Raw genomic sequence first — 23,265 nt, 5'->3', positions numbered from 1 at the left:
CTTCATAGGTTTCATTATTTTACGATGTGGATTGGGCTTCCGATTGCTACTTCAGCCGTTTCCATTGTAATTTCACCTAATGTTGGGTGAGCGTGAATTGTCATAGCGATATCTTCAGCAGTCACTCCAGCTTCGATTGCAAGGCTAAGCTCTGAAATCATATCAGAAGCGCCAACACCTGCGATTTGAGCACCGATCACTAGACCATCCTCTTTACGAGTGATCATTTTCATGAAGCCATCAGTTGCATCAAGAGAAAGTGCACGTCCGTTCGCTGCGAATGGGAATTTCGCTGCAACGATTTCGATACCTTCTGCTTTTGCTTCTGCTTCAGTGTATCCAACAGTTGCAAGTTCTGGCTCAGAGAATACAACAGCAGGAATACCAAGGTAATCAATTTCAGCTGGCTCTCCAGCGATTGCTTCAGCTGCAATTTTACCTTCGTAAGAAGCTTTGTGAGCAAGTGGTGGTCCATCAACGATGTCACCAATTGCATAGATGTTAGATACGCTTGTACGGCATTGTTTGTCTGTTTTGACAACTCCGCGGTCAGTCAATTCAACACCAACTTGCTCAAGACCAAGCTCATCAGTGTTTGGACGACGACCAACAGTCACAAGTACGTAATCAGCATCAACTGTTTTTTCTTCGCCTTTTACTTCGAACGTAACAGTGACACCATCAGATTTTTCTTCAACGCCTTTTGCAAGAGCGTTTGTATGGATTTCAACGTTTCCTTTTTTCTTCAGGTTGCGTTTAACCAATGAGCTCATTTGCTTCTCGAAACCTGGAAGGATTTCGTCTCCACCTTCAAGGATCACAACTTCAGTTCCAAAGTTTGCATAAGCAGTACCAAGCTCAGTACCGATGTATCCACCACCGATGACAACTAACTTTTTAGGTACTTCTTTAAGCGCTAAAGCACCAGTTGAGTTGATCACGCGGTCTGTGTATTTAAAAGTAGGCAATTCAATTGGACGAGATCCAGTTGCAAGAATTGCATTTTTGAACGTATAAGTCTGTGCTGAATTATCATCCATTACACGTACAGAGTTGCTGTCTACGAAATAAGCTTCACCTTTGACGATGTCTACTTTATTTCCTTTAAGAAGACCTTGAACTCCACCTGTTAACTTATTAACAACAGAAGCTTTCCACTCTTGAACTTTTGTGAAATCAACTGTTACGTTTTCAGCTTTGATACCCATGTCTTCAGAATGCTTAGCATTTTCGAAACGATGGCCAGCATTGATTAATGCTTTTGAAGGGATACAGCCAACGTTTAGACATACACCGCCAAGTGTTCCTTTTTCAACGATTGTTACTTTTTGTCCAAGCTGTGCAGCACGAATAGCAGCTACATATCCACCAGGACCTGCACCGATGACAAGAGTATCTGTTTCGATTGGGAAATCTCCTACTACCATGACATTACGCCTCCATTAAAATTAATTGTGGATCATTCAATAAACGCTTGATGTGGTTAAGGGCATTTTGCGCAGTAGCTCCGTCAATCATACGGTGGTCAAAGCTTAGGGAAAGAGCTAAGACAGGAGCTGCAACGATTTCGCCATCACGAACAACCGCTTTTTCAGCGATACGTCCAATACCAAGGATCGCTACTTCTGGGTGGTTGATGACTGGAGTAAACCATTGTCCACCAGCAGAACCGATGTTTGTGATTGTGCAAGATGCACCTTTCATTTCAGCTGGAGCCAATTTACCATCACGTGCTTTTGTTGCAAGCTCATTGATTTCGTTAGAAACTTCGAAAATCGCTTTGCGATCTGCATTTTTCACAACTGGAACTAGCAAGCCTTTTTCAGTGTCAGCTGCAATTCCGATGTTGTAGTAATGCTTTTGAACAACTTCATCCGTTTTATCATCGATAGAAGTGTTAAGTACTGGGTACTTTTTCAAAGCAGAAGTTAGAGCTTTTACAACGTAAGGCAAGTAAGTTAACTTGATTCCTTGATCAGCTGCAACTTGTTTGAATTGTTTACGATGTGCAACAAGGTTTGTTACATCAACTTCATCCATTAATGTTACGTGAGGAGCTGTATGCTTAGAGTTCACCATTGCTTTTGCGATTGCTTTGCGGATTCCGCTCATTTTCTCGCGAGTTTCTGGGAATTCTCCTTCAAGAACTGGAGCTGCTGCCGCTTTAGGAGCTGCTTCTTCTTTCGCACTTTCAGCTGCTTGAGGTGCTGCTTCTTGAGCTGCAGAACCACCATTAACGAAGCTGTCGATATCTTCTTTTAACACACGGCCGTTTTTACCAGAACCTGCAACTTTGTAAATTTCAACGCCTTTTTCGCGAGCATATTTACGTACAGATGGCATAGCGATCACGCGTTTGTTTGGATCAGCGTCTACTTGCTCTTGTGCGCCTGCACCAGTTGCTGCTGCCGCTTCTTCTTGTGCTACTTCTTTCTTCTCTGGCTCGTTACCAGCTTCAGCAGTACCTTGTACTTGAGCTTCAGTTTTTGCTTCGCCTTCTTCTTCGCTGCCTTTAAATTGAAGATTTTCGTAACCAGGTGCATCAAACGTAATGATTGTTTGTCCTACAGTTGCAACTGTTCCCTCTTCAACTTTTAATTCTAATACTTTTCCTTTAACAGGTGAAGGAATTTCTACAACTGCTTTATCATTTTGTACCTCTGCTAAAACGTCATCTTCATTGATTTCGTCGTTTGGTTTAACAAACCACTTAACGATCTCACCTTCGTGGATACCTTCTCCGATGTCCGGAAGTTTAAATTCAAATGCCACTGTTTTTCGCCTCCTAGATTTTGTTGAACCCTTGTTGTGTATATTTACACGGTCATGTAATTGATAAAGGGGAAGAGAAATAAATTCTTTTCCCCTCTGTCATTTAATTAAAATTCAAGAACTTTCTTCGCTGTTTCAAGTACATCTTTATGGTTTGGAAGCCATACGCTCTCAGCTTGAGAGAAAGCAAATACAGTATCAGGTGCAGCTACACGAAGTACTGGTGCTTCCAAGCTAAGGATCGCTCTGTCATTGATTTCAGCTACTACGTTTGCAGCAATACCAGCTTGTTTTTGTGCTTCTTGAACAACGATCGCACGGCCTGTTTTTTCAACAGAAGCGATGATTGTTTCAATATCAAGCGGGCTTACTGTACGAAGGTCGATAACCTCAGCAGAAACGCCTTCTTTTTCTAGCTCTTCAGCAGCTTTTAGTGATTCGTGAACCATTGCACCGTAAGTGATGATTGAAAGGTCAGAACCTTCACGTTTCACGTCAGCTTTACCGATTTCAATTGTGTACTCTTCTTCAGGAACTTCCTGACGGAAAGAACGATAAAGTTTCATATGCTCAAGGAACACTACAGGATCGTTGTCACGAATTGCAGAAATTAAAAGTCCTTTTGCATCGTAAGGTGTTGAAGGAATAACAACCTTGATACCAGGCTGTTGTGCGATAAGTCCTTCTAAGCTGTCAGCGTGAAGCTCAGGTGTGTGAACTCCCCCGCCGAATGGAGAACGGATTGTCACTGGGGAATGCCAGCGTCCGCCAGAACGGTAACGCATACGAGCCATTTGTCCAGAAACAGAATCTAATACTTCGTAAACGAATCCGAAGAATTGAATTTCCATTACCGGGCGGAATTCTTGTAGTCCAAGGCCAATAGCAAGACCGCCAATACCAGATTCAGCAAGTGGAGTATCGAATACACGATCCTCACCAAACTCTTTTTGCAATCCTTCAGTCGCACGGAATACGCCGCCGTTTTTACCAACGTCTTCTCCGAAAACGAGAACGTTTTCGTCATTTTTCAGTTCTGTGCGTAACGCATCAGTGATCGCTTGAATCATTGTCATTTGCGCCATGGCTTACTTCGACTCCTTCTGTTTGTAAATTTCAAGCTGTTCAACTAAGTTGAATGGTTTTACATCGTACATGTTTTCAATCAAGTCAGTGACTTTTTGCTTAGGCTGTTCGTCAGCTTCTTTGATCGCTTGTTTGATTTGTTCTTTTGCATCTTCGATCACTTTATTCTCTTCTTCTTCAGACCATAGGCCTTTGTTTTCCAAGAATTTGCGGTAGCGTACCAATGGATCTTTTTGCTCCCACTCGTTTTCATCTTCTTTTGTACGATATCTTGTTGGATCGTCACCAGCCATTGTATGTGGGCCGTAACGGAATGTAAGAGTTTCGATTAATGTTGGACCTTCACCATTTACAGCGCGCTCACGAGCTTCAGCAGTTGCTGCATAAACAGCTAATGCATCCATACCGTCAACTTGTACGCCTACGATACCAGCTGCAGCTGCTTTTTGTGCAATTGTTTGTGCAGCAGACTGCTTTTCAACAGGTGTAGAGATCGCATATCTGTTGTTTTGGACAACAAAAATCGCTGGCGCTTTGTAAGCCCCTGCAAAGTTAATACCTTCGTAGAAATCACCTTGTGAAGCTCCACCGTCACCAGTGTAAGTGATTGCAACAGCTTTTTTACCGCGCTTTTTCAAACCAAGAGCTACACCAGCAGCTTGAATGATTTGAGCACCGATAATGATTTGCGGTGAAAGTGCATTCACATCTTCAGGCATTTGGTTACCAACAAAGTGTCCGCGAGAGAACAAGAATGCTTTTGTTAGCGGAAGACCATGCCAGATTAATTGTGGTACATCACGATATCCTGGAAGAATGAAATCTTCTTTCTCAAGTGCAAAGTGAGTTGCAAGCTGAGAAGCCTCTTGTCCAGCTGTTGGCGCATAGAAGCCAAGACGTCCTTGACGGTTCAATGAAATTGAACGTTGATCTAATACTCGTGTAAACACCATACGGCGCATTAATTCTTTTAATTGGTCATCTGAAAGATCCGGCATTGCCGCTTCGTTTACGACTTCGCCTTTTTCGTTTAAAATTTGAAACGTTTCAAACTGCTTTTTGATGGCATCAAATTGCTTTTTGCTATCAACAATTGCTTTTTTTGTTTTTGCAGCCATTCTAAAGTCACCTCTTCCTTTCTTTTAACAGTCCATTTGTCGTGAATCCATTTATACATACAGATATAGGATAACCCAAAATACTCATATGACTCCTGTATATAATAGCCACTAAGATCGTTGTCGAAACATTGGTTGATCACTCGTTTTTGAGTCCTTATAACTGTATTAACGATAGTTCACAAAAAACTAATACAACTTCTGTTAACAAGGAATAGTTTACAACAAGAAAAATAGTCCGTCAATTGATTTAACGGCTTTATTTAAATAAATGTATTCGCTTTACTTTTTATGGTGAACTGTATCAATCTGTTTAACAAACAACCTAATCTGTACTAGTATAGAGTGTACTGCTGTACTACAATAGAAAATGTTTGTTTTTGTCGAAAAATAAAAAAAGAGCTGTTTTTTCAGCTCTTTTTCGATCCTTGATCTGCTGCTTTATACAAAGCCTTTTTATGATCATTCAATTGGTCTGTATATCGATTGAACTTCTTACTTTCTTTTCTGACTTTGCTATATGAACGATTCACGGTCTTCAGCTTTGACTTCAGCTCTTCATATCCTAGATCCTTTTTCTTTAAAGATTGATACAAAAGCTGATCTTGTTTCAGCGCCTTTTGATACTCCTTGTAAAGCTGATCATATGACGCATATCGTTTCTCGATTGATTTGACCGTTTGATCTGCTTTCTCTTTTAACCCCGCATCTTGCAATCGTGCAGCAGATTCCTTTACTGTTTTCAATTCTTTTTTCGATTCATCCATACTGACTTTTTCTGTTTTTAAATGTTCTTCTCTTTGTGCTGCCGATGCTAACGCCTGATCAGAAAGGCTTGCCACTGTTTTTGTATGGTCCTTTGTTGTTTGAATCATTTTTTTATACAGCTTCTGCTCTTTTTCCTCATAGCTTTGCAGTGTACCTTGCTCTTTTTCGAAGGATGCTTCTTTTTCACTCATTTTCGTCATCGCGTCCTGCATATCATTGAATGGACTTTGACCTCCGCACCCTGTCAGCAAAAGGGTACATATCCCCGCTAAAGCAGCACCTGCTTTCAAGCTTCTTTTCATCTGTCTCATCACAAGGCCCCCTTTACATCTCCACATACCACTATAATTTTTATAGACGTTTGTGACAAGGAAAGAGGTCAGTCATGTGAGGCGGAGAAGATTTTTTTCAAGCAATAGGCGCATGACTATACAAATAGTGCATTCATACATAGTTTATATTACACGCTTCGCCTTCACTTATGAGAGGCCAAGTGTATTCCCAAAGGAGGTCAAAAGTATGTCTAATTATAGTCATGGAAGTATGTATGGTGGATACGGCGGTTACGGGTATGGATTCGGTGGCGGATATGGCGGCGGCTGTTGTTACCCAAGTTATGGCGGTGGATACGGATACGGCGGCGGACGTACATTCGCTTTAATCGTTGTGCTTTTCATCCTATTAATTATCGTTGGCGCAGCATTCTTAGGCGGCGGCGGTGGCTGCTGCTAAGGCTGTTTAAGCCTCTGACCGGTCTCACAGGACCGGTCTTCTTTATTTCATTGCATATGTTGTGTATCATTTTATATACTTTACATACAAAGGAAATAGGAGTGAAGTTTTGTGATTACCATGGATGATATCGTAAGGGACGGACATCCCGTCTTAAGACAAACAGCTGAAGCGGTCGAGCTCCCGCCGACAGAAGAGGAAAAACAGCAATTAGCTGACATGATCGAATTCGTCAAAAACAGTCAGGATGCTGACATTGCTGAAAAATACGGACTAAGACCCGGCGTTGGATTGGCAGCTCCGCAAATCAATATTAGTAAACGCATGATCGCTGTTCACTGTGAGGATGAAGACGGAGAAGAATACAGCTATGCTCTGTTCAACCCGCGTATTGTCAGTCATTCAGTCAAAAGAGCTTATTTAGCGACTGGTGAAGGCTGCTTATCAGTTGATGAAGCCATCCCTGGATTTGTTCCTCGATATCAAAAAATCAGGGTCAAGGCCACTACGCTTGAAGGAGAGGACATTGATATCCGTCTAAAAGGGTTCCCCGCTATTGTTTTTCAGCATGAAATTGACCATTTAAATGGCATTATGTTTTATGATCATATTCAAAAGGATCAGCCGTTCGCTGAGCCAGAAAACTCTGTTGCGATCGGCAGATCATAACATAAAAAGAAGACCCGCGATCTAAGGGTCTTCTTTTTTATTCTTCAATGAGGCCAAGCTGGGTCACTGCATGGAATATGCCGTCCTCATCTACCGGCTTTGTCACAAAATCAGCCAATGCTTTCAGTTCACTCACAGCATTTCCCATCGCCACGCCTGTTCCAGCAAACGAAATCATTTCTCTATCATTCAATCCGTCTCCAAAGGCAATGGTATCCTTTTGATCGTAAGGAAGTCTTTCGATGACTCGTTTGATTCCTTCAGCTTTTGATCCGCCTTTTGGCAGAACGTCCGTTGACAGCTCATGCCATCTGACAAGGTCAATTTCTTCGCGGAATGCCTTATACTCCACTTCCTCTTCTGCCTTACAAAATAACAGCATTTGAAAAATGTCGTTTTCTTTAAAGAAAGATACATCGTGCTCAGGATGCTCTGTTTTCAAAGTACCGATTCCTTCATGGATAAACGGATGATTCGGCACAGACGCCTTCATCGTTTCTTCTCCCATAAAAACGAGCGGATGATCATGACGATCCGCTGTCTCATAAATCCGCTCCATCAGCTCCTGCTTCAGCGGATTGCCGTAAATAACGTCTCCCTCATACATGACATACTGACCGTTATAAGCAATGAATGAGTCAAGCCCTAATTCTTCTAAAATGGGCCGGATCAGAAAAGGAGAACGCCCAGATGCAATAAAGAGATGATGACCTTTTTCTTTTAATAAATGAACCGCTCGCTTCGTTGACTCAGGTATATTTTTATCATGGTCATATAAAGTACCGTCGATATCAAAGAAGATGACTTTTTTATTCATATCTCGCCCTCCTGCTCTTCGTTATGTATACACACTCCCTTTCATCATACAGAAAGATTTCAGCTTTCGAAACCAATTCCTTTTGAAAGCGCCTATTTCCCACATATAACCATGTAACATTCAATAGAAACATCATATAATACAAGTATATAGAGAGACCGGAACACACTGGTTAAGCTTACTTCAACCCGAAAGGAGGCGGCATGTGATGCTTCGTCGTCTGCGTAAGAAAATTCGAAGACAATGGAAGGACATGCTTCGCAAAAAATCAATTGCTTAAAAGGATCTTCCGCACATTTGCCGAAGGTCCTTTTTTCTCAGAGACTTTTCTTATGCGCGTTTTTTTAATATAATAGAATAAGCGAGTGTAACATACGGTATTTAAGGAGAGATTTGGATGATATATAAGGTATTTTTTCAGGCAAGTACTACTGAGGTACCTGTAAGAGAACACACAGATTCACTATACGTTGAAGCGGTTTCTGAAAGAGACGTACGCGATAAGTTGAAAAAACATAACTACAACATTGAATTCATTCAGCCTGTAGACGGTGCTTTTTTAGACTATGAACGAGAAAGTGAAAATTTTAAAGTATTGGAGCTATGAGAGGAATGAAATTTGTTAAAAACGATCAGGCGGCAGTTTTTGCGCTCGGCGGTTTAGGCGAGATCGGTAAAAACACGTATGGCGTTCAATTTCAAGATGAAATCATTTTAATTGATGCAGGCATTAAGTTTCCTGAAGACGAGCTTCTTGGAATTGACTACGTCATCCCTGACTATACGTACTTAGTTAAAAACGAAGATAAAATCAAAGGTCTTTTCATCACTCACGGACATGAAGACCACATCGGCGGTATCCCTTACCTTCTCAAGCAAGTGAATATTCCAGTTTACGGCGGCAAACTCGCAATCGGCCTACTTCGTAATAAATTGGAAGAGCATGGTCTCTTGAGACAAACAAAACTTCACATTTTTGAAGAAGAAGATACCATTAAATTTAGAAAAACAGCTGTGTCTTTCTTTAGAACGACACACAGTATTCCAGATTCTTATGGAATTGTCGTGAAGACACCTCCTGGTAACATCGTACATACAGGTGATTTCAAGTTTGACTTTACTCCTGTTGGCGAGCCTGCCAATTTAACCAAAATGGCTGAGATCGGAAAAGAAGGCGTTCTTTGTCTTTTATCTGATAGTACAAACAGTGAAATCCCAGAATTTACGATGTCTGAAAGACGCGTAGGTGAAAGCATTGATGACATCTTTAGAAAAGTCGATGGACGCATCATCTTTGCCACGTTTGCTTCAAACATTCACAGACTTCAGCAAGTGATTGAGTCTGCTGTTGCCAACGGCAGAAAAGTCGCTGTATTTGGACGCAGTATGGAGTCTGCTATTGATATTGGACAAGATCTTGGCTATATTAAATGTCCAAAAAACACGTTTATTGAACATAATGAAATCAACCGCCTTCCAGCAAACAAAGTGACCATTCTTTGTACTGGAAGCCAGGGTGAACCGATGGCAGCTCTTTCTCGTATTGCGAACGGTACTCACCGCCAGATTTCCATTAACCCTGGAGACACTGTTGTCTTCTCATCTTCACCGATCCCAGGTAACAATATTAGTGTAAGCCGCACCATTAACCAGCTTTATCGTGCAGGTGCTGAGGTCATTCATGGCTCGCTAAATAATATTCATACATCTGGTCACGGCGGACAAGAAGAACAAAAACTCATGCTCCGTTTAATTAAACCAAAATTCTTTATGCCGATTCACGGTGAATACCGCATGCAAAAAACGCATATCAAACTTGCGAATGATTGCGGCATCCCTGAGGAAAACTGCTTTATCATGGATAACGGTGAAGTTCTTGCACTGAAAGGTGACGAAGCAAGTGTCGCTGGCAAAATCCCATCAGGCAACGTGTATATCGACGGAAGCGGTATTGGAGATATCGGAAACATCGTTTTAAGAGACCGCCGCATTCTTTCTGAAGAGGGCCTTGTTATTGTGGTCGTCAGCATGGACATGAAAGAATTCAAAATCTCTGCTGGTCCTGATTTGATCTCAAGAGGTTTTGTCTACATGAGAGAATCTGGAGACCTGATCAACGATGCACAGGATTTAATTTCGAAGCATCTTGAAAAAGTAATGGAACGTAAGACAACTCAGTGGTCTGAAATTAAGAACGAAATTACTGACACCCTTGCACCTTTCCTTTATGAAAAAACAAGACGCCGTCCAATGATCTTACCGATTATTATGGAAGTGTAATCACAAAAAGAGACACAAGCCGCTTGGCTGTGTCTCTTTTTTTCACCGTTCATTGAAAAAACCGCATATATACATATGCGGTTTCTCTCTTTTTATGATTGAATTGGGAGATGCTGAAAGCTTCTGACATCAAACAAACCCTTTGTCGTCATTTTCACATCAGGAATGACTGGGAGTGCCAAGAAGGACAGCGTCAAAAACGGATTAAAGTCTAAAATAAAACCTGTTTCTTTTAACGCTTCATGGAGTGCATGAAGGCTTTCATTTACAAGATGTGCCGGCTGATCTGAAAGTAAACCAGAGATCGGTAATGGCAGTGTATGAAGAGTCTGGCCCTCTTTGACAACAGTCAAACCGCCGCCTGCTTCTTTTAACGAGTCAATGGCTTTCACGATATCAGCATCATTTGTGCCAACCGCAATTAAATTGTGAGAATCATGCGCAACCGTTGTTGCAATTGCGCCCTTTTCTAATCCAAAGCCGCTGACAATCCCTATCCCCATTTCAGATAAGCCTTGATGGCGTTCGACAAGCACCATTTTTAATAGATCTCTTTCTGTATCACTAGTGAATTGTCCGTTCGTTTCTGAAGGAGAGATTTGTTCTAATTTTGTTTCTAGCTGATTTGGAATAATGCGGATGACATTCATTTTTTGATGAGCTGTGATAGGCAGAGCCAAATCTTGCTCTTGAACGTCTATAGCATGAACAGATTGTAATAAGGCTGGACTCGGTGCAATTTTTTCGACACCTGGCTTGTACTCTCCATGCTGCGCCACTAATTCTCCAGCAATAAATACGCTGGTAATGTCTACTTGATGAAGATCAGAGACGAGCATAAAATCAGCATCAAAGCCTGGTGCAATGGCTCCCTTTGTTTTGAGGCCAAAACACTCTGCTGCGTTTAAACTTCCCATTTGATACGCTAAAAATGGGTCTAACCCTTCTTTTATAGACATACGTACTTGTTCATCAATACTTCCTTCAGCCATTAAATCATCTAAATGTTTATCATCGGTACAAAAGAAAAAGCGTCTCGCATTCTTTTCATTCACAGCTGGTAAAACGCTTTTCACGTTTTTGGCAACAGAGCCTTCTCTCAGCATGACATACATGCCTCGTTTTACACGTGCAAGGGCTTCTTCGGCTGTTGTCACCTCGTGATCTGTTTGGACATTCGCTGTGCGGTAAACGTTTATTAATCGGTCTGTTAAGCCTGCTAGATGGCCATCAATCAATTTATTCTCGTTTTGAGCATCAAGCAGCTTTTGAAGCATATCTTCTTCTGCCTGCTCCACACCGACGTAATCCATCACCTCAGCAAGACCAAGAACCTCTTTCTCTTGATACAAAGGCTTTAAATCTTTCGCTTTTAAAACAGCACCTGATCGTTCAAAACTGACTGCCGGTACGCAGGATGGCAGCATGAAATAAATATTTAAGGCAGCTTTTCTCGCTTCTTCCAGCATAAAACGGATGCCTGTGATCCCTGACACATTGGCAATTTCATGCGGGTCTGTTACGACAGTTGTCACACCGCGCGGGACGACAGCTTTGGAGAATTCAGCAGGGGTAACCATAGAGGACTCGATATGAACGTGGCCATCAATAAAACCAGGTACAAGCATTTGACCTGCTGCATCCAGCTCCTGTTCTCCCTCGTACTCTCCAATCCCTACTATTTGTCCATTTTCAACAGCGACATCAGCGTCTATCCATTCCTGGTTAAACACGTCCATAACTTTCGCATGTTTAATCACTAGGGCTGCTTTTTTTCTCTTTGCAGCTACCTCAATTTGATGTCTGAAAAGCTCCTTATCCAACGACACTGCCTCCTCCAAGTAAACAATATAATGTTTCTTATCGTAAACGAATCTGTTTGCCCAGTCAATGACATTTAGAGAAAATCACCCAGATAAAAAGACTGATTTTTATTTCTGAATAGTGATAATTGCATGAAAAATATGATGAATGACTTTAGCTGTTTATGCAGAACAAAACAGCCCTTTTAATGTCTTCTTCCCTCTTCACTGTCCACCTCATGTGTACACAATCATATTAAAAAACACCCCGCCTAGGAGTGTTTAATAATCGTTCTGCATTTCTCGTTTTTCAAAACGTCCGATATCGGCAACTGCCCCAATGACAATCAGAATATCTTCTTTTTGTATCATTTCATCTGCGAGCGGTGAAACAATCACTTCTTTTCCACGCTTAATCGCCACAATATTAATGCCATATCTCGCTCTAATATCGAGATCTAAAAGAGAATGCCCTGCAAGCCTGCTGTTGGCAACGATTTCAATGAGGCTGTACTCATCTGACAGCTCAAGATAATCTAATACGTTATTGGAGATGATTTTATGTGCAATTCGTCTGCCCATGTCCCGCTCTGGATGAACGATACGATCAGCTCCAATTTTATTTAACACCTTTTCGTGGTAATCGTTTTGCGCTTTTACTGTGACCATTTTAACGCCAAGCTCTTTCAGCATAATCGTCGTTAAAATACTGGCCTGAATGTTTTCACCAATCGCAACGATGACATGATCAAAATTGCGAATGCCGAGATTTTTTAAAACAGATTCGTCCGTCGAATCACCAATCACCGCATGTGAGGCAATTTTCGCGTATTCGTTCACTCGATCTTCATTCATATCCATGGCCATGACTTCAAGTCCTTCTTCGCTCAGCGCCTTGCAAATACTTCCGCCAAAGCGTCCAAGACCAATGACTGCATATTCCTTTTTCATGTTCAGACTCCTTTTATCTCACTTACCATGCATTTTACTACGGTTTGATTAATGAATCCATATGCGAGCGAATTTTTTTGCGGAATGCTTCACTTAAGTAAAGATCTGCTCCTTTTTCAATTTCACTGCGGTAATGACCTGGCGGAGCAATTTCTTCGCTCTTTTGAAGAACAAGAAAGGTTAAACAGTCTTCATATATTTGATCACCTATTTTGACATCGACAAAAGCTGGACGATATGTGCCCTCATAGACGCCTTCTCGTTTGTACAAATATCGAATGGCATCAAAAGGAACCTCATATAAAACACCCTCTGTTTCTCCGCCGTCTTCTACCATATCGGCTCTTGATCCATCAGGCCTTACCAATGTAAATCTAGTTGTAAAGCCGTTCAGAGCACCGCCGCCGATGATTTGTTTAAAATAATGATCAACTTCCGCCAGTTTAAATCTTGCATCATCCATACAGGAGCCATAGGCAAAATAATAGAAGGATGCCGGCTGCTGCTGCCACATTCTATATTCCTTCCAGCAGCCGCTCTCGATCTCCTTCAGCGATGATGCTTTCTGCTTTGGTAAAGTGTATGTAACAGCCGCCACCGGCCCTTTGTCTGTCATGACATCGACCACCTGCTTGTCATACCCTTCCTCAAGCAAATCTATCTTATTCAGCGTGCTTGCGGTTACCTCGTACAATTCTCCATATACTGTGCTTTTCTCTTTTGGAACGCACGCAGGGTATCCTTGACCTGTATCATAGATTCTGCCGCTGATCCAAGCTGATTTAGCTAATGGCCTGCTTTCTTTCATATACGTCTCGTGGTGCTCTTCATGCTGCAGAAGCGTCCCATATACAAATAAAGCTTTCTCCTTCATGAAATCACGTCCTCTCGCCTTGCTGGTGTCTGCTTTTTTGCCACACAGGTAAATAGATATGAAAAGCTGTACCTTTTCCCAGCTCACTGACCACATCCATCCTACCGTGATGATCTTTTAAAATCGCTGCACAGATGGTGAGGCCAAGTCCCGTCCCTTCTGTTTTTGTGGAGAAGAAAGGATCATATATTTTCTGAATATCCTCTTCAGACATCCCTTTTCCTTCATCTTGAATGGTAATTTTCCATTCGTTCATCACTTTTTCTGTTGATATGTATATACTGCCGCCTTCAGGCATTGCCTCAATGGCATTTTTGATTAAATTAATGAACAGCTGCTTCATTTGGTTAGCGTCTGCTAATATAGCGCCGGCATCCTGCTTTTTAAATGGCTGTTTGAGATCAATATTCGAAAGGACTGCATTGGTTTTTAGCAATGTAATCACCTGTTCTAACAGTCCATGAAGCTGAACTTCTTGAAAATGGACCGACTGCGGCTTTGCCAGCACCAGCAGCTCACTTAAAACAAAATCAATCCGTTTAATTTCAGAAAAGATAATGTCAAAATAATCGGTTCTTTCAGGATATTGTGTTTTCATCAGCTGTAAAAAGCCGTTTACTGAGGTCAGCGGATTTCTGACTTCATGGGCGATTCCAGCGGCTATTTGTCCTGCAACGGCCAGCTTTTGCGCCTGCATTTGCACTTGTTGATTTGATTTTTCAAGCTCAAGCTTTGCCAGCTTTTGTTTTGTAATATCTGCAACTGTTCCAATACCTCCAGTAAACTGGTGCTCCTCATCAAAGTAGAGCTTATAATGAACGTCTCCCCATACTTTCTTTCCCTCTTTATGAAGAAGCTGCAGCTCGATCCGCCCTGAATCTTTATGCTCTTTGATGACAGATGACAAATGCTGAATAACTCTTTCTTCTTGATCAAAGTACTGATTGTACATCGTACCTAGACATTCATCTATGTCATAGCCGGTCATTTGTTTCCATGCTTGATTTAAGAAAATGATGTGCCCTTTTTCATCTGTTTCAAAGACAATTTCTTGCAAGTTATCTGTAATTCGATTCAGCCGCTCTGTCAGTTCGTGTGCTTCTTTTTCTCTCTTATTTAGATCTGACACAAGTAAATTCAAGCGGTCTACATATCCTGAGACAACCCAGATCCCTGCTAACACAACGACTGTAAAGGCTAGATCGAGCGGCCAATTAATTTGATAGCCGCCTACATAATAAAAGAAATCCCAGCTTATGATTAAGATAAATGCAAGAACAGATAACACGATCCGAACTTGATATGTTTTGTTCAAATGATTCCACCTGCCGCCCTGAGATTCTTTGTCAATTGTACCATTTTCCACTTATTTTTTGAGGGAGATGGGGCATTTTTAAGGAACTTTTTTAAAGAAAAAATAGCCTGTTCTCAGCACAAAGGAAGAGAGCAGGCTATTTTGATTACTTCTGAAGAGCTTCTTGCAGTTCTTTTAACAGCAGTTCTGCGCCTTCAGCGCTTAATGTAATTTGACCATTTCCATATTCATGGTTCTCTGATGTAATCTCACCAGTCATGAGACAAACGCCCTCTGGCTGATATTTTTTCAAGACGATTTTATCTCCATCTATAAAAAATTCCATACTGTCTTTAATAGCGATATCAAGTGCTCTTCTCAATTCGATTGGCATCACAATACGCCCTAGTTCGTCTACTTTTCTTACGACTCCGATAGATTTCAATTTCGTTCCCTCTTTCTTTCATTAGCTCAAGATCAATCTGTTTTTCACCAATTGATATATCGTAGACGTAAGAGATTCTTAAAAGGTTTCTCCTCTATAAAAATTTTTTTCATAAAAGAAAAAACAAAGGGAAAATTTATTGTGATTGTCAAAATGATACTTGAATTTTACAGATTCATTTCAAGGTGATCACAAACCCCCACAAATGACATCAACCCTCTGAACTTTTAAATGTAAAATTGTTTAAAACAGCAAAAATAGAGATTGGGTGAAAACATGTTTCAAAATGCCGAAATTGGAATTGATTTAGGAACAGCTAACATATTGGTTTATAGTAAAAATAAGGGAGTTATTTTAAATGAACCGTCCGTCGTAGCAGTCGATACAGAAACAAAGACTGTACTTGCCGTCGGATCAGAAGCAAAAGAAATGATCGGGAAAACACCTGGGAAAATTGTTGCGATCCGTCCGATGAAAGACGGTGTCATCGCTGATTATGATATGACAACAGATTTACTTAAACAAATCATGAAAAAAGCAGGAAAAAATATCGGGTTTACCTTCAGAAAGCCAACTGTCGTTGTATGTACACCTTCTGGTTCAACAGCTGTTGAGCGCCGCGCCATCAGCGATGCTGTGAAAAACTGCGGAGCAAAACATGTGCATTTAATTGAAGAACCTGTTGCAGCTGCAATCGGTGCTGATCTTCCGGTAGACGAGCCTGTGGCGAACGTCGTAGTCGATATTGGCGGCGGAACAACAGAAGTTGCGATCATTTCATTTGGCGGCGTTGTCTCTTGTCATTCGATCCGAATTGGCGGCGATCAGCTGGATGAAGATATCATTACGTTTGTCAGAAAGAAATATAACCTGTTAATCGGCGAACGGACTGCCGAGCAGGTGAAAATGGAAATTGGGTATGGTCTTATTGAACATGAGCCTGAATCATTAGAAGTGCGCGGTCGCGACCTTGTGACAGGTCTGCCAAAAACGATCACACTTGTCTCACATGAAATTCAAGGCGCCATGCGAGAATCACTTCTTCATATTTTAGAAGCAATTCGTGCCACATTAGAGGACAGCCCTCCAGAGCTAAGCGGAGATATTGTAGACCGCGGCGTCATTTTAACTGGCGGAGGCGCTCTTTTAAATGGAATACAAGAATGGCTTTCTCAAGAGATTGTTGTTCCAGTCCATATTGCAGCCAATCCCCTTGAATCTGTTGCAATTGGAACAGGTCGTTCATTAGAAGTGATCGACAAATTGCAAAAAACTTTAAAATAATCTTCTTGTTCTACTTCTTTTTTTGTCATTTCGATCATATCGTGAGAAATGGATAAACGTGAAGGAGGAAGAACATGTTGCTTGATTTAGGTAAACGGGTCGTTGTCACAGTCATTTTAACGGGTATTATTTTAGGAGGAATGAGCCTGTCGTTTTCACATATGCCGCCTTCTAATGCACAGCCTGTGAAACAACTGAACCGCTAAAAAAGCCGCACGAAAGCGGCTTTTTTATTTTGGCTTTAAACGGGCTCCCCATTTTCCTTTTCGGTCATAAATCTGATATGATGAACATGACTAAAGGAGGGGTTTTTATGAGTTCATTTGAAAAACAACTAGATCAATATGCGAAGACCATCATTGAAGTCGGTGTGAATGTACAAAAGGGGCAGGAAGTCGTTGTATCCGCATTTACTGAATCTGCACATCTTGTTCGTCTTGTAGCGAAACACGCGTATGAGCGCGGGGCGAAAAACGTACATATCCGCTGGAGTGATGGTGTTCTCACCCGTTTAAAGTATGAACATGCACCGCAAGAAGTATTTGAGCAATTCCCTGAATGGGAAGCACAGATGATGGAAACCATCGCAAAACGCGGAGGCGCTTTTATTACCATCCTGTCAGAAAGCCCTGACCTTTTGCGAGGCATTGATTCGAAAAAAATCGCTGCACAGCAAAAAGCTGCTGGTTCAGCACTACATACATATCGTCAATACGTTCAATCTGACAAAGTCGCTTGGACAGTCGTAGGTGCTGCATCAAAAGAATGGGCGAAAAAGATTTTCCCTGATCATACAGATGAAGAAGCTGTCACGTTATTGTGGGATCAAATCTTTAAAGTCGCACGCGCTGATCAATCAGATCCAGTTGAGGCTTGGAAAAAGCACGATGCGTCATTAAATGAAAAGGTCAAAATACTCAATGAACGCCACTACCACAAGCTTCATTATGAAGCACCGGGCACAGACTTAACGATTGAGCTTCCAGAGCAGCATATTTGGGTAGGTGCTGGCAGCGTAAGTGAACGCGGCGTTTCGTTCATGGCCAACATGCCGACAGAAGAAGTCTTTACCGTACCGAAAAAAGACGGTGTAAACGGGACAGTCTCAAGCACAAAGCCGCTCAGCTATGCTGGAAACATCATTGATGAGTTTTCATTAACCTTTGAAAATGGCCGGATTGTGGATGTGAAAGCAAAAGAAGGCGAAGATATGTTAAAATCTCTCGTTGAAACAGATGAAGGCTCTCATTATCTAGGTGAGGTTGCCCTCGTACCAGATGATTCACCAATTTCTAACTCAAATATTCTTTATTACAATACACTTTACGATGAAAATGCATCAAACCACCTTGCCATCGGCAGCGGATATGCGTTTAATATCGAAGGCGGAAAAGAAATGAAACGAGAAGAATTGGATGCAGCGGGTGTGAACAGCAGTATTACACACGTTGATTTTATGATTGGTTCAAAGGAAATGAATATTGACGGGATCACAAAAGACGGTAAACGCGAACCGATCTTCCGAAATGGAAACTGGGCGATTTAATCAAAAAAAGACATCCATAGGATGTCTTTTTTTATTTATGCGTAAAGCTCTTGAAGTCTTTTTTGGATGTCTTGATCTGATAAAAACTCATCATATGTTGTTTGTTTATCGACGATGCCATTTGGCGTCACTTCGATAATTCGGTTTGCGACTGTTTCAACAAACTGATGGTCATGAGATGAGAAGAGCATAGCTCCTTTAAAGCTCATGAGGCCGTTATTCAGCGCTGTAATGGATTCTAGGTCTAAGTGGTTCGTTGGCTCATCCAGCAGCAGAATATTCGCTCCAGACAGCATCATTTTTGATAACATACAACGAACCTTTTCTCCTCCTGATAAGACACTTGCTTTTTTCTTCACTTCTTCCCCAGAGAAAAGCATACGTCCTAGGAAACCACGCAGGAAGCTTTCGCTTTGATCATTCGGAGAATATTGACGAAGCCAATCAACGAGATCAACATCGTTTCCTTCAAAGTATTCACTATTATCTTTCGGGAAAAAGGCTTGTGACGTTGTGACGCCCCATTTAAATGATCCGCTGTCTGGCTCCATTTCACCAGCAAGGATTTTAAATAAAGTGGACACAGCAAGCTCGTTACGGCTTAAGAACGCAATTTTATCTTCGCGGTTCATAATAAAGCTGACATTATCCAGTACTTTCACACCGTCAATTGTTTTTGATAAACCTTCTACTTGAAGGACATCATTTCCGATTTCGCGCTCTGGCGCAAAATGAACATACGGATATTTACGTGAAGACGGCTTAATGTCATCTAAAGAGATTTTATCAAGCAATTTCTTTCTTGATGTCGCTTGCTTCGATTTAGAAGCGTTCGCACTAAACCGGGCAACGAATTCTTGAAGCTGCTTAATTTGTTCTTCTTTTTTCTTATTTGCTTCTTGGCTTAGTTTCAGCGCTAACTGGCTGGACTCATACCAAAAATCATAGTTACCGACGTATACTTGGATTTTTCCAAAATCAAGGTCCGCAATATGTGTACATACTTTGTTTAAGAAATGACGATCATGCGAAACGACGATGACGGTATTTTCAAAGTTAATGAGGAACTCTTCGAGCCACTGGATTGCTTGTAAGTCCAAGTGGTTCGTCGGCTCATCGAGAAGAAGAACGTCAGGCTTGCCAAATAAAGCTTGAGCTAAAAGTACTTTTACCTTTTCAGAACCGCCAAGCTCAGACATTTTCTTCGATTGAAGGCTTTCTGGAATGCCAAGGCCCTTTAATAGGATCGCTGCTTCACTTTCAGCTTCCCAGCCGTTTAATTCAGCAAACTCACCTTCAAGCTCCGCTGCACGAATCCCGTCTTCATCTGAGAAATCAGGTTTCATATAGATCGCATCTTTCTCCTGCATCACGTCATATAGACGTTTGTGACCCATGATGACGACTTTCAGCACTTCAAACTCTTCGTATTCAAAGTGGTTCTGTTTTAAAATCGCTAAACGCTCACCAGGACTCATATGAACATCGCCCGTTTGAGGCTCAATTTCTCCAGAAAGAATCTTTAGGAACGTTGATTTACCAGCTCCATTGGCACCAATTAATCCGTAGCAGTTGCCAGGAGTGAATTTAATATTTACTTCTTCAAATAGTTTACGATCAGCAAAGCGCAAACTAACATTATTTACTGCAATCATTTATTAATCCTCCATCACTCATTCATCAATATGAAGTATAACATGAATAACGTTTGATAGAAACGTCTCTCGCTAAGAACGAAGGCTTTTTGTCTATTATGATATAATAAACGGGAATGATTGATTGAAGGAGTTCGGGCGATTTGAGATTACTCACACTGATGGAATACTGTTTATTGATTTTCTTTATGGGCATTTATTTATCTGCAACAGGCTTTAATGCGAGGGACTTTGGCCTTTATATTGGGCTTATCCTCATTTACACACTGGTTCACATCTTTTCCAAACGTTTTTTACAAAAGCGGGGAAAAGAAAACCTAAAGATCGGGTTGTTTCGATCCGTTTTAGCCATTACCGGATCTGTATTCGCTTCTGTTCTAGCGATTGTGATCATTGTTACAGTGCTCACGCCAAATTAAAAACGACCCTTCTGTAAGGGTCGCTCGTTCAAGTACCTTTCTCTTGCCCATGAGAAGGTGCTTTTATTTTGTCTGTCGAATGTCGCCAAATGGGAAGAAAACAAATTCTGATGTCCCGACAACCCGATCCTTTTCAATGAGGCCAAGTCCATTTCTGCTGTCCATGGAATTCAGTCTGTTGTCCCCCATCACAAAGTAATCGTTTTTCGGTACTTTCACTGGGCCAAAATCTCCAGTTAAATGCACTTCATACTCTTTCGCATGCGCCTTATTCTCTTTTAAATAAGGCTCATCTACTTTTTTACCATTAATGTAAAGCGTATCATCCTTCATTTCAATCGTATCACCTGGAAGGCCGATCAATCGTTTGACATAATGAATCTTCTGACCATCTTTTCCATTAATAATCACGATGTCACCGCGTTTTACACCACCGAGATAGTTAATGGTTTTGTTGACAAACAGCTTTTCCCCGTCATGAAGTGTTGGTTCCATTGACTCTCCTTCCACCACATACGGTTCAAATATAAACGTACGGATGAGCAAGACGAGTGCAAGTGCGATTAAAATGGCTTTGATCCATTCAAACAGTGAACTTTTCTTCTCTGTTTTGGCTTGCTTCGCATCAGATTGAATTTCATTTTCGTTTTGTTTGTTTTCTTCGTTCAAAATACTGCTTCCTCCTAAGACTTTCTGCTAAAAGACTTGAAACGTGAATTGAATAACTTTACTTTATCATATGTCATTTAAAAATTCACAAGACAACCATCTAATTAGATATTTTTTCCTAATTCACTGATGATTAAACAAAAAGAAGCACCGTTTTTCACGATGCTTCTCTTCTGCATTACGCTTCTTGCCTGACTGGTTTTTTCAAAATACCCAGTAAAATCGCTGTCACAACAGCACCGATTAAGATGCTGATGATATAAAGAACTGGATGATTTGTTACCCAGAAAACAAATAGTCCGCCATGCGGTGCAGGAAGCGTCACTCTAAAGAATTCCGTTAATCCGCCAGCAACTGCTGCACCAATAACAGCTGAAGGAATCACACGAAGAGGATCTGCTGCCGCAAACGGGATCGCCCCTTCAGTGATGAAGGCAGCTCCCATGAAGTAACATGTAATCCCTGCTTCACGGTCACGTTTTGAGAACTTATTTCTAAAGATCGTTGTTGCAAGTGCAATACCTAGTGGTGGTACCATTCCGCCTGCCATAATTGCAGCATGCGGTGCATAGTTGCCAGCAGCAATCATTGCAAGACCAAATGTGTAAGCCGCTTTGTTAATTGGGCCTCCCATATCAATTGCCATCATACCAGCTAAAATAATACCCATTAAGACAAGGTTTCCCGTACCTAATGATTCAAGCCAATGTGTTAATCCGTCCATCACCATTTTCACTGGTGTGTTGACAATATAATGCATGATAATGCCTGTGAAGAAAATACCGAACAATGGATACAGCAGAACCGGTTTAATCCCGTCGAGTGTCTGCGGTACGAATGTGAATACTTTTTTGAGCAGCACAACAATGTAACCTGCTAGGAAACCAGCAATCAGTCCGCCTAAGAACCCTGCACCTGCTGCTGACGCCATAAAACCACCGACCATACCTGGCGCAAAACCTGGACGATCTGCAATACTCATGGCAATAAACCCAGCTAATACAGCAACGATTAAGGCAAGCGCATTATCGCCGCCAATTCCTTTTAAGACAGCTGCAAATGAATTAAATGAAGGGTCCTTAGGATCTGCTGAGTTAATGCCCCAAAAGAATGAAATCGCAACAAGGATACCGCCTCCGACAACAAATGGAAGCATGTTACTTACACCACTCATTAAGTGCTTGTAAAATCCGCTTCTTCCTTTGCCAGATGATTCATTTTCATCTTTAGAAGAACTGCCGCCTGAACCTTTATAAATCGGCGCATCTTGATTGATTGCTTTTTCAATTAATTCCTGTGGACGGCGAATACCAGCTGTTACAGGGACTTCAATGACATGCTTGCCTTTAAAGCGTTCCATTTCTACTTGCTTGTCCGCTGCCACAATGATGGCTGGTGCTTCTTCAATTTCTTTTGCTGTAAGGGCATGTTTAATACCGCCAGAGCCATTTGTTTCAACTTTAATGTCAACGCCCATTTCTTTTGCTTTTTCTTTCAAAGCATCTGCTGCCATAAATGTATGGGCAATGCCTGTTGGGCAAGCTGTTACTGCTAAAATTTTAGCGGGTTTTCCTTCTGCTGCCGGCTCCTCTTGAACTTCCTCTTCTTCTTCATCATCTTGATCATGTGTATTGATGATCTCAATGATTTCATCTTCAGTCGCCGCTTCAAGGAGCTGCTTTCGGATTTCTTCACGCATTAGAAGTGTGGATAAACGAGAAAGTGCCTCTAAGTGCGTGTTGTTTGCGCCTTCAGTTGCGGCAATCATAAAGACAAGATGACTCGGCTGCGCGTCTAGTGATTCATAATCAACACCAGCAGTTGAGCGGCCAAATGCAATGGCAGGCTCTTTTACACTTGCTGTTTTAGCGTGCGGGATGGCAATTCCTTCGCCAATACCAGTAGAGCTCTGTTTTTCACGATTGATTACAGCTGCTTTGTAGCCCTCTTTATCATTTAACTTGCCTGCTGTATCTAAAACAGTGACCAGCTCTTCAATGACTCCTTCTTTCTGCTGGCTGTCTAATTGAAGCTTAATGGTATGCTTCGTGAGTAGTTCTGTAATTTTCATGATGACTCCTCCT

Annotated in this window: 22 protein-coding genes; 8 read left to right on the top strand and 14 right to left on the bottom strand. The window is 41.5% G+C overall.

Features of this window, described 5'->3' with window-relative positions; genetic code table 11:
• Positions 1-14 precede the first annotated feature (14 nt).
• From lpdA to NSS65_RS07350, 5 genes are all read right to left on the bottom strand, one after another.
• Complete coding sequence (gene lpdA / locus NSS65_RS07370; RefSeq protein ID WP_024426892.1) at positions 15-1,427, bottom strand: dihydrolipoyl dehydrogenase; 1,413 nt, start codon at positions 1,425-1,427, stop codon at positions 15-17.
• A gap of 4 nt (positions 1,428-1,431) precedes the next feature.
• Positions 1,432-2,772: a dihydrolipoamide acetyltransferase family protein gene (locus NSS65_RS07365; protein WP_024426891.1), complete on the bottom strand. Its 1,341-nt coding sequence runs from the start codon at positions 2,770-2,772 to the stop codon at positions 1,432-1,434.
• Between the two features lie 107 nt (positions 2,773-2,879).
• Positions 2,880-3,857, bottom strand: coding sequence for a pyruvate dehydrogenase complex E1 component subunit beta (pdhB, locus tag NSS65_RS07360; protein ID WP_012009824.1), 978 nt, complete (start codon positions 3,855-3,857; stop codon positions 2,880-2,882).
• Between the two features lie 3 nt (positions 3,858-3,860).
• Complete coding sequence (gene pdhA / locus NSS65_RS07355; protein ID WP_024424754.1) at positions 3,861-4,976, bottom strand: pyruvate dehydrogenase (acetyl-transferring) E1 component subunit alpha; 1,116 nt, start codon at positions 4,974-4,976, stop codon at positions 3,861-3,863.
• A 410-nt stretch (positions 4,977-5,386) separates the two neighbouring features.
• Positions 5,387-6,055: a YkyA family protein gene (locus NSS65_RS07350; protein ID WP_081124344.1), complete on the bottom strand. Its 669-nt coding sequence runs from the start codon at positions 6,053-6,055 to the stop codon at positions 5,387-5,389.
• Between the two features lie 232 nt (positions 6,056-6,287).
• Between NSS65_RS07350 and NSS65_RS07345 the strand changes: the two genes are divergently transcribed.
• Together NSS65_RS07345 and def are read left to right on the top strand one after the other, a co-directional pair.
• Positions 6,288-6,476 (top strand): YjcZ family sporulation protein, encoded by a 189-nt coding sequence (locus NSS65_RS07345; RefSeq protein WP_034281949.1) that lies wholly within the window; start codon positions 6,288-6,290, stop codon positions 6,474-6,476.
• A 111-nt stretch (positions 6,477-6,587) separates the two neighbouring features.
• On the top strand, positions 6,588-7,145 hold the full coding sequence (def, locus tag NSS65_RS07340; RefSeq protein ID WP_024424751.1) for a peptide deformylase: 558 nt from the start codon (positions 6,588-6,590) through the stop codon (positions 7,143-7,145).
• A gap of 37 nt (positions 7,146-7,182) precedes the next feature.
• Here def and NSS65_RS07335 read toward each other — a convergent pair whose 3' ends face one another.
• Complete coding sequence (locus NSS65_RS07335; RefSeq protein WP_024426890.1) at positions 7,183-7,962, bottom strand: Cof-type HAD-IIB family hydrolase; 780 nt, start codon at positions 7,960-7,962, stop codon at positions 7,183-7,185.
• Between the two features lie 397 nt (positions 7,963-8,359).
• On the opposite strand from NSS65_RS07335, the gene NSS65_RS07330 reads away from it, so the two are divergent.
• Together NSS65_RS07330 and rnjA are read left to right on the top strand one after the other, a co-directional pair.
• Positions 8,360-8,569 carry a DNA-directed RNA polymerase subunit epsilon gene (locus NSS65_RS07330; RefSeq protein WP_008345114.1) on the top strand — a complete coding sequence of 70 codons (210 nt, stop codon included), beginning with the start codon at positions 8,360-8,362 and terminating at the stop codon, positions 8,567-8,569.
• 5 nt (positions 8,570-8,574) lie between these two features.
• Entirely contained in the window at positions 8,575-10,242 is a 1,668-nt protein-coding gene (gene rnjA, locus NSS65_RS07325; protein WP_012009818.1) for a ribonuclease J1, read from the top strand.
• Positions 10,243-10,334: 92 nt separating this feature from the next.
• Here rnjA and ade read toward each other — a convergent pair whose 3' ends face one another.
• The 5 genes from ade to NSS65_RS07300 form a co-directional block, all read right to left on the bottom strand.
• Positions 10,335-12,065, bottom strand: a complete 1,731-nt coding sequence (gene ade / locus NSS65_RS07320; RefSeq protein ID WP_144496622.1) for an adenine deaminase — start codon at positions 12,063-12,065, stop codon at positions 10,335-10,337.
• A gap of 261 nt (positions 12,066-12,326) precedes the next feature.
• Positions 12,327-12,995 carry a TrkA family potassium uptake protein gene (locus NSS65_RS07315; protein ID WP_008345123.1) on the bottom strand — a complete coding sequence of 223 codons (669 nt, stop codon included), beginning with the start codon at positions 12,993-12,995 and terminating at the stop codon, positions 12,327-12,329.
• A 37-nt stretch (positions 12,996-13,032) separates the two neighbouring features.
• Positions 13,033-13,869, bottom strand: a complete 837-nt coding sequence (locus NSS65_RS07310; protein ID WP_144496621.1) for a gamma-glutamylcyclotransferase family protein — start codon at positions 13,867-13,869, stop codon at positions 13,033-13,035.
• Between the two features lie 4 nt (positions 13,870-13,873).
• A complete protein-coding gene (locus NSS65_RS07305) occupies positions 13,874-15,184 on the bottom strand; it encodes an ATP-binding protein (protein ID WP_046310821.1) in 1,311 nt (436 codons plus the stop codon).
• A 145-nt stretch (positions 15,185-15,329) separates the two neighbouring features.
• On the bottom strand, positions 15,330-15,608 hold the full coding sequence (locus NSS65_RS07300; protein ID WP_024424746.1) for an AbrB/MazE/SpoVT family DNA-binding domain-containing protein: 279 nt from the start codon (positions 15,606-15,608) through the stop codon (positions 15,330-15,332).
• A gap of 276 nt (positions 15,609-15,884) precedes the next feature.
• Here NSS65_RS07300 and mreBH point away from each other — a divergent pair, with 276 nt between their 5' ends.
• The 3 genes from mreBH to NSS65_RS07285 all read left to right on the top strand — a co-directional run bounded on the left by mreBH (position 15,885) and on the right by NSS65_RS07285 (position 18,438).
• The gene (gene mreBH, locus NSS65_RS07295) at positions 15,885-16,892 is read left to right on the top strand and encodes a rod-share determining protein MreBH (protein WP_144496620.1); all 1,008 of its coding nucleotides are present in this window, start codon (positions 15,885-15,887) and stop codon (positions 16,890-16,892) included.
• Positions 16,893-16,966: 74 nt separating this feature from the next.
• Positions 16,967-17,098 (top strand): protein YkpC, encoded by a 132-nt coding sequence (locus NSS65_RS07290; protein ID WP_003210922.1) that lies wholly within the window; start codon positions 16,967-16,969, stop codon positions 17,096-17,098.
• A 107-nt stretch (positions 17,099-17,205) separates the two neighbouring features.
• Positions 17,206-18,438, top strand: a complete 1,233-nt coding sequence (locus NSS65_RS07285; RefSeq protein WP_144496619.1) for an aminopeptidase — start codon at positions 17,206-17,208, stop codon at positions 18,436-18,438.
• Between the two features lie 35 nt (positions 18,439-18,473).
• On the opposite strand, the gene NSS65_RS07280 is transcribed toward NSS65_RS07285, so the two are convergent.
• Positions 18,474-20,093, bottom strand: coding sequence for an ATP-binding cassette domain-containing protein (locus NSS65_RS07280; protein WP_111927325.1), 1,620 nt, complete (start codon positions 20,091-20,093; stop codon positions 18,474-18,476).
• A gap of 143 nt (positions 20,094-20,236) precedes the next feature.
• Here NSS65_RS07280 and NSS65_RS07275 point away from each other — a divergent pair, with 143 nt between their 5' ends.
• Complete coding sequence (locus NSS65_RS07275) at positions 20,237-20,512, top strand: hypothetical protein (protein WP_034281618.1); 276 nt, start codon at positions 20,237-20,239, stop codon at positions 20,510-20,512.
• Between the two features lie 63 nt (positions 20,513-20,575).
• Here NSS65_RS07275 and lepB read toward each other — a convergent pair whose 3' ends face one another.
• Positions 20,576-21,148 (bottom strand): signal peptidase I, encoded by a 573-nt coding sequence (lepB, locus tag NSS65_RS07270; protein ID WP_029706712.1) that lies wholly within the window; start codon positions 21,146-21,148, stop codon positions 20,576-20,578.
• A gap of 211 nt (positions 21,149-21,359) precedes the next feature.
• Positions 21,360-23,252, bottom strand: a complete 1,893-nt coding sequence (locus tag NSS65_RS07265) for a PTS fructose transporter subunit IIABC (RefSeq protein ID WP_070325774.1) — start codon at positions 23,250-23,252, stop codon at positions 21,360-21,362.
• Between the last annotated feature and the right edge of the window lie 13 nt (positions 23,253-23,265).

It is taken from the genome of Bacillus sp. FSL K6-1006 (genome assembly GCF_038593175.1).
In the GTDB taxonomy this organism is placed as follows: Bacteria; Bacillota; Bacilli; order Bacillales; family Bacillaceae; genus Bacillus; species Bacillus safensis.
Note: the sequence above shows the minus strand (reverse complement) of the source record. Positions and strands in the feature narration are given on the sequence as shown.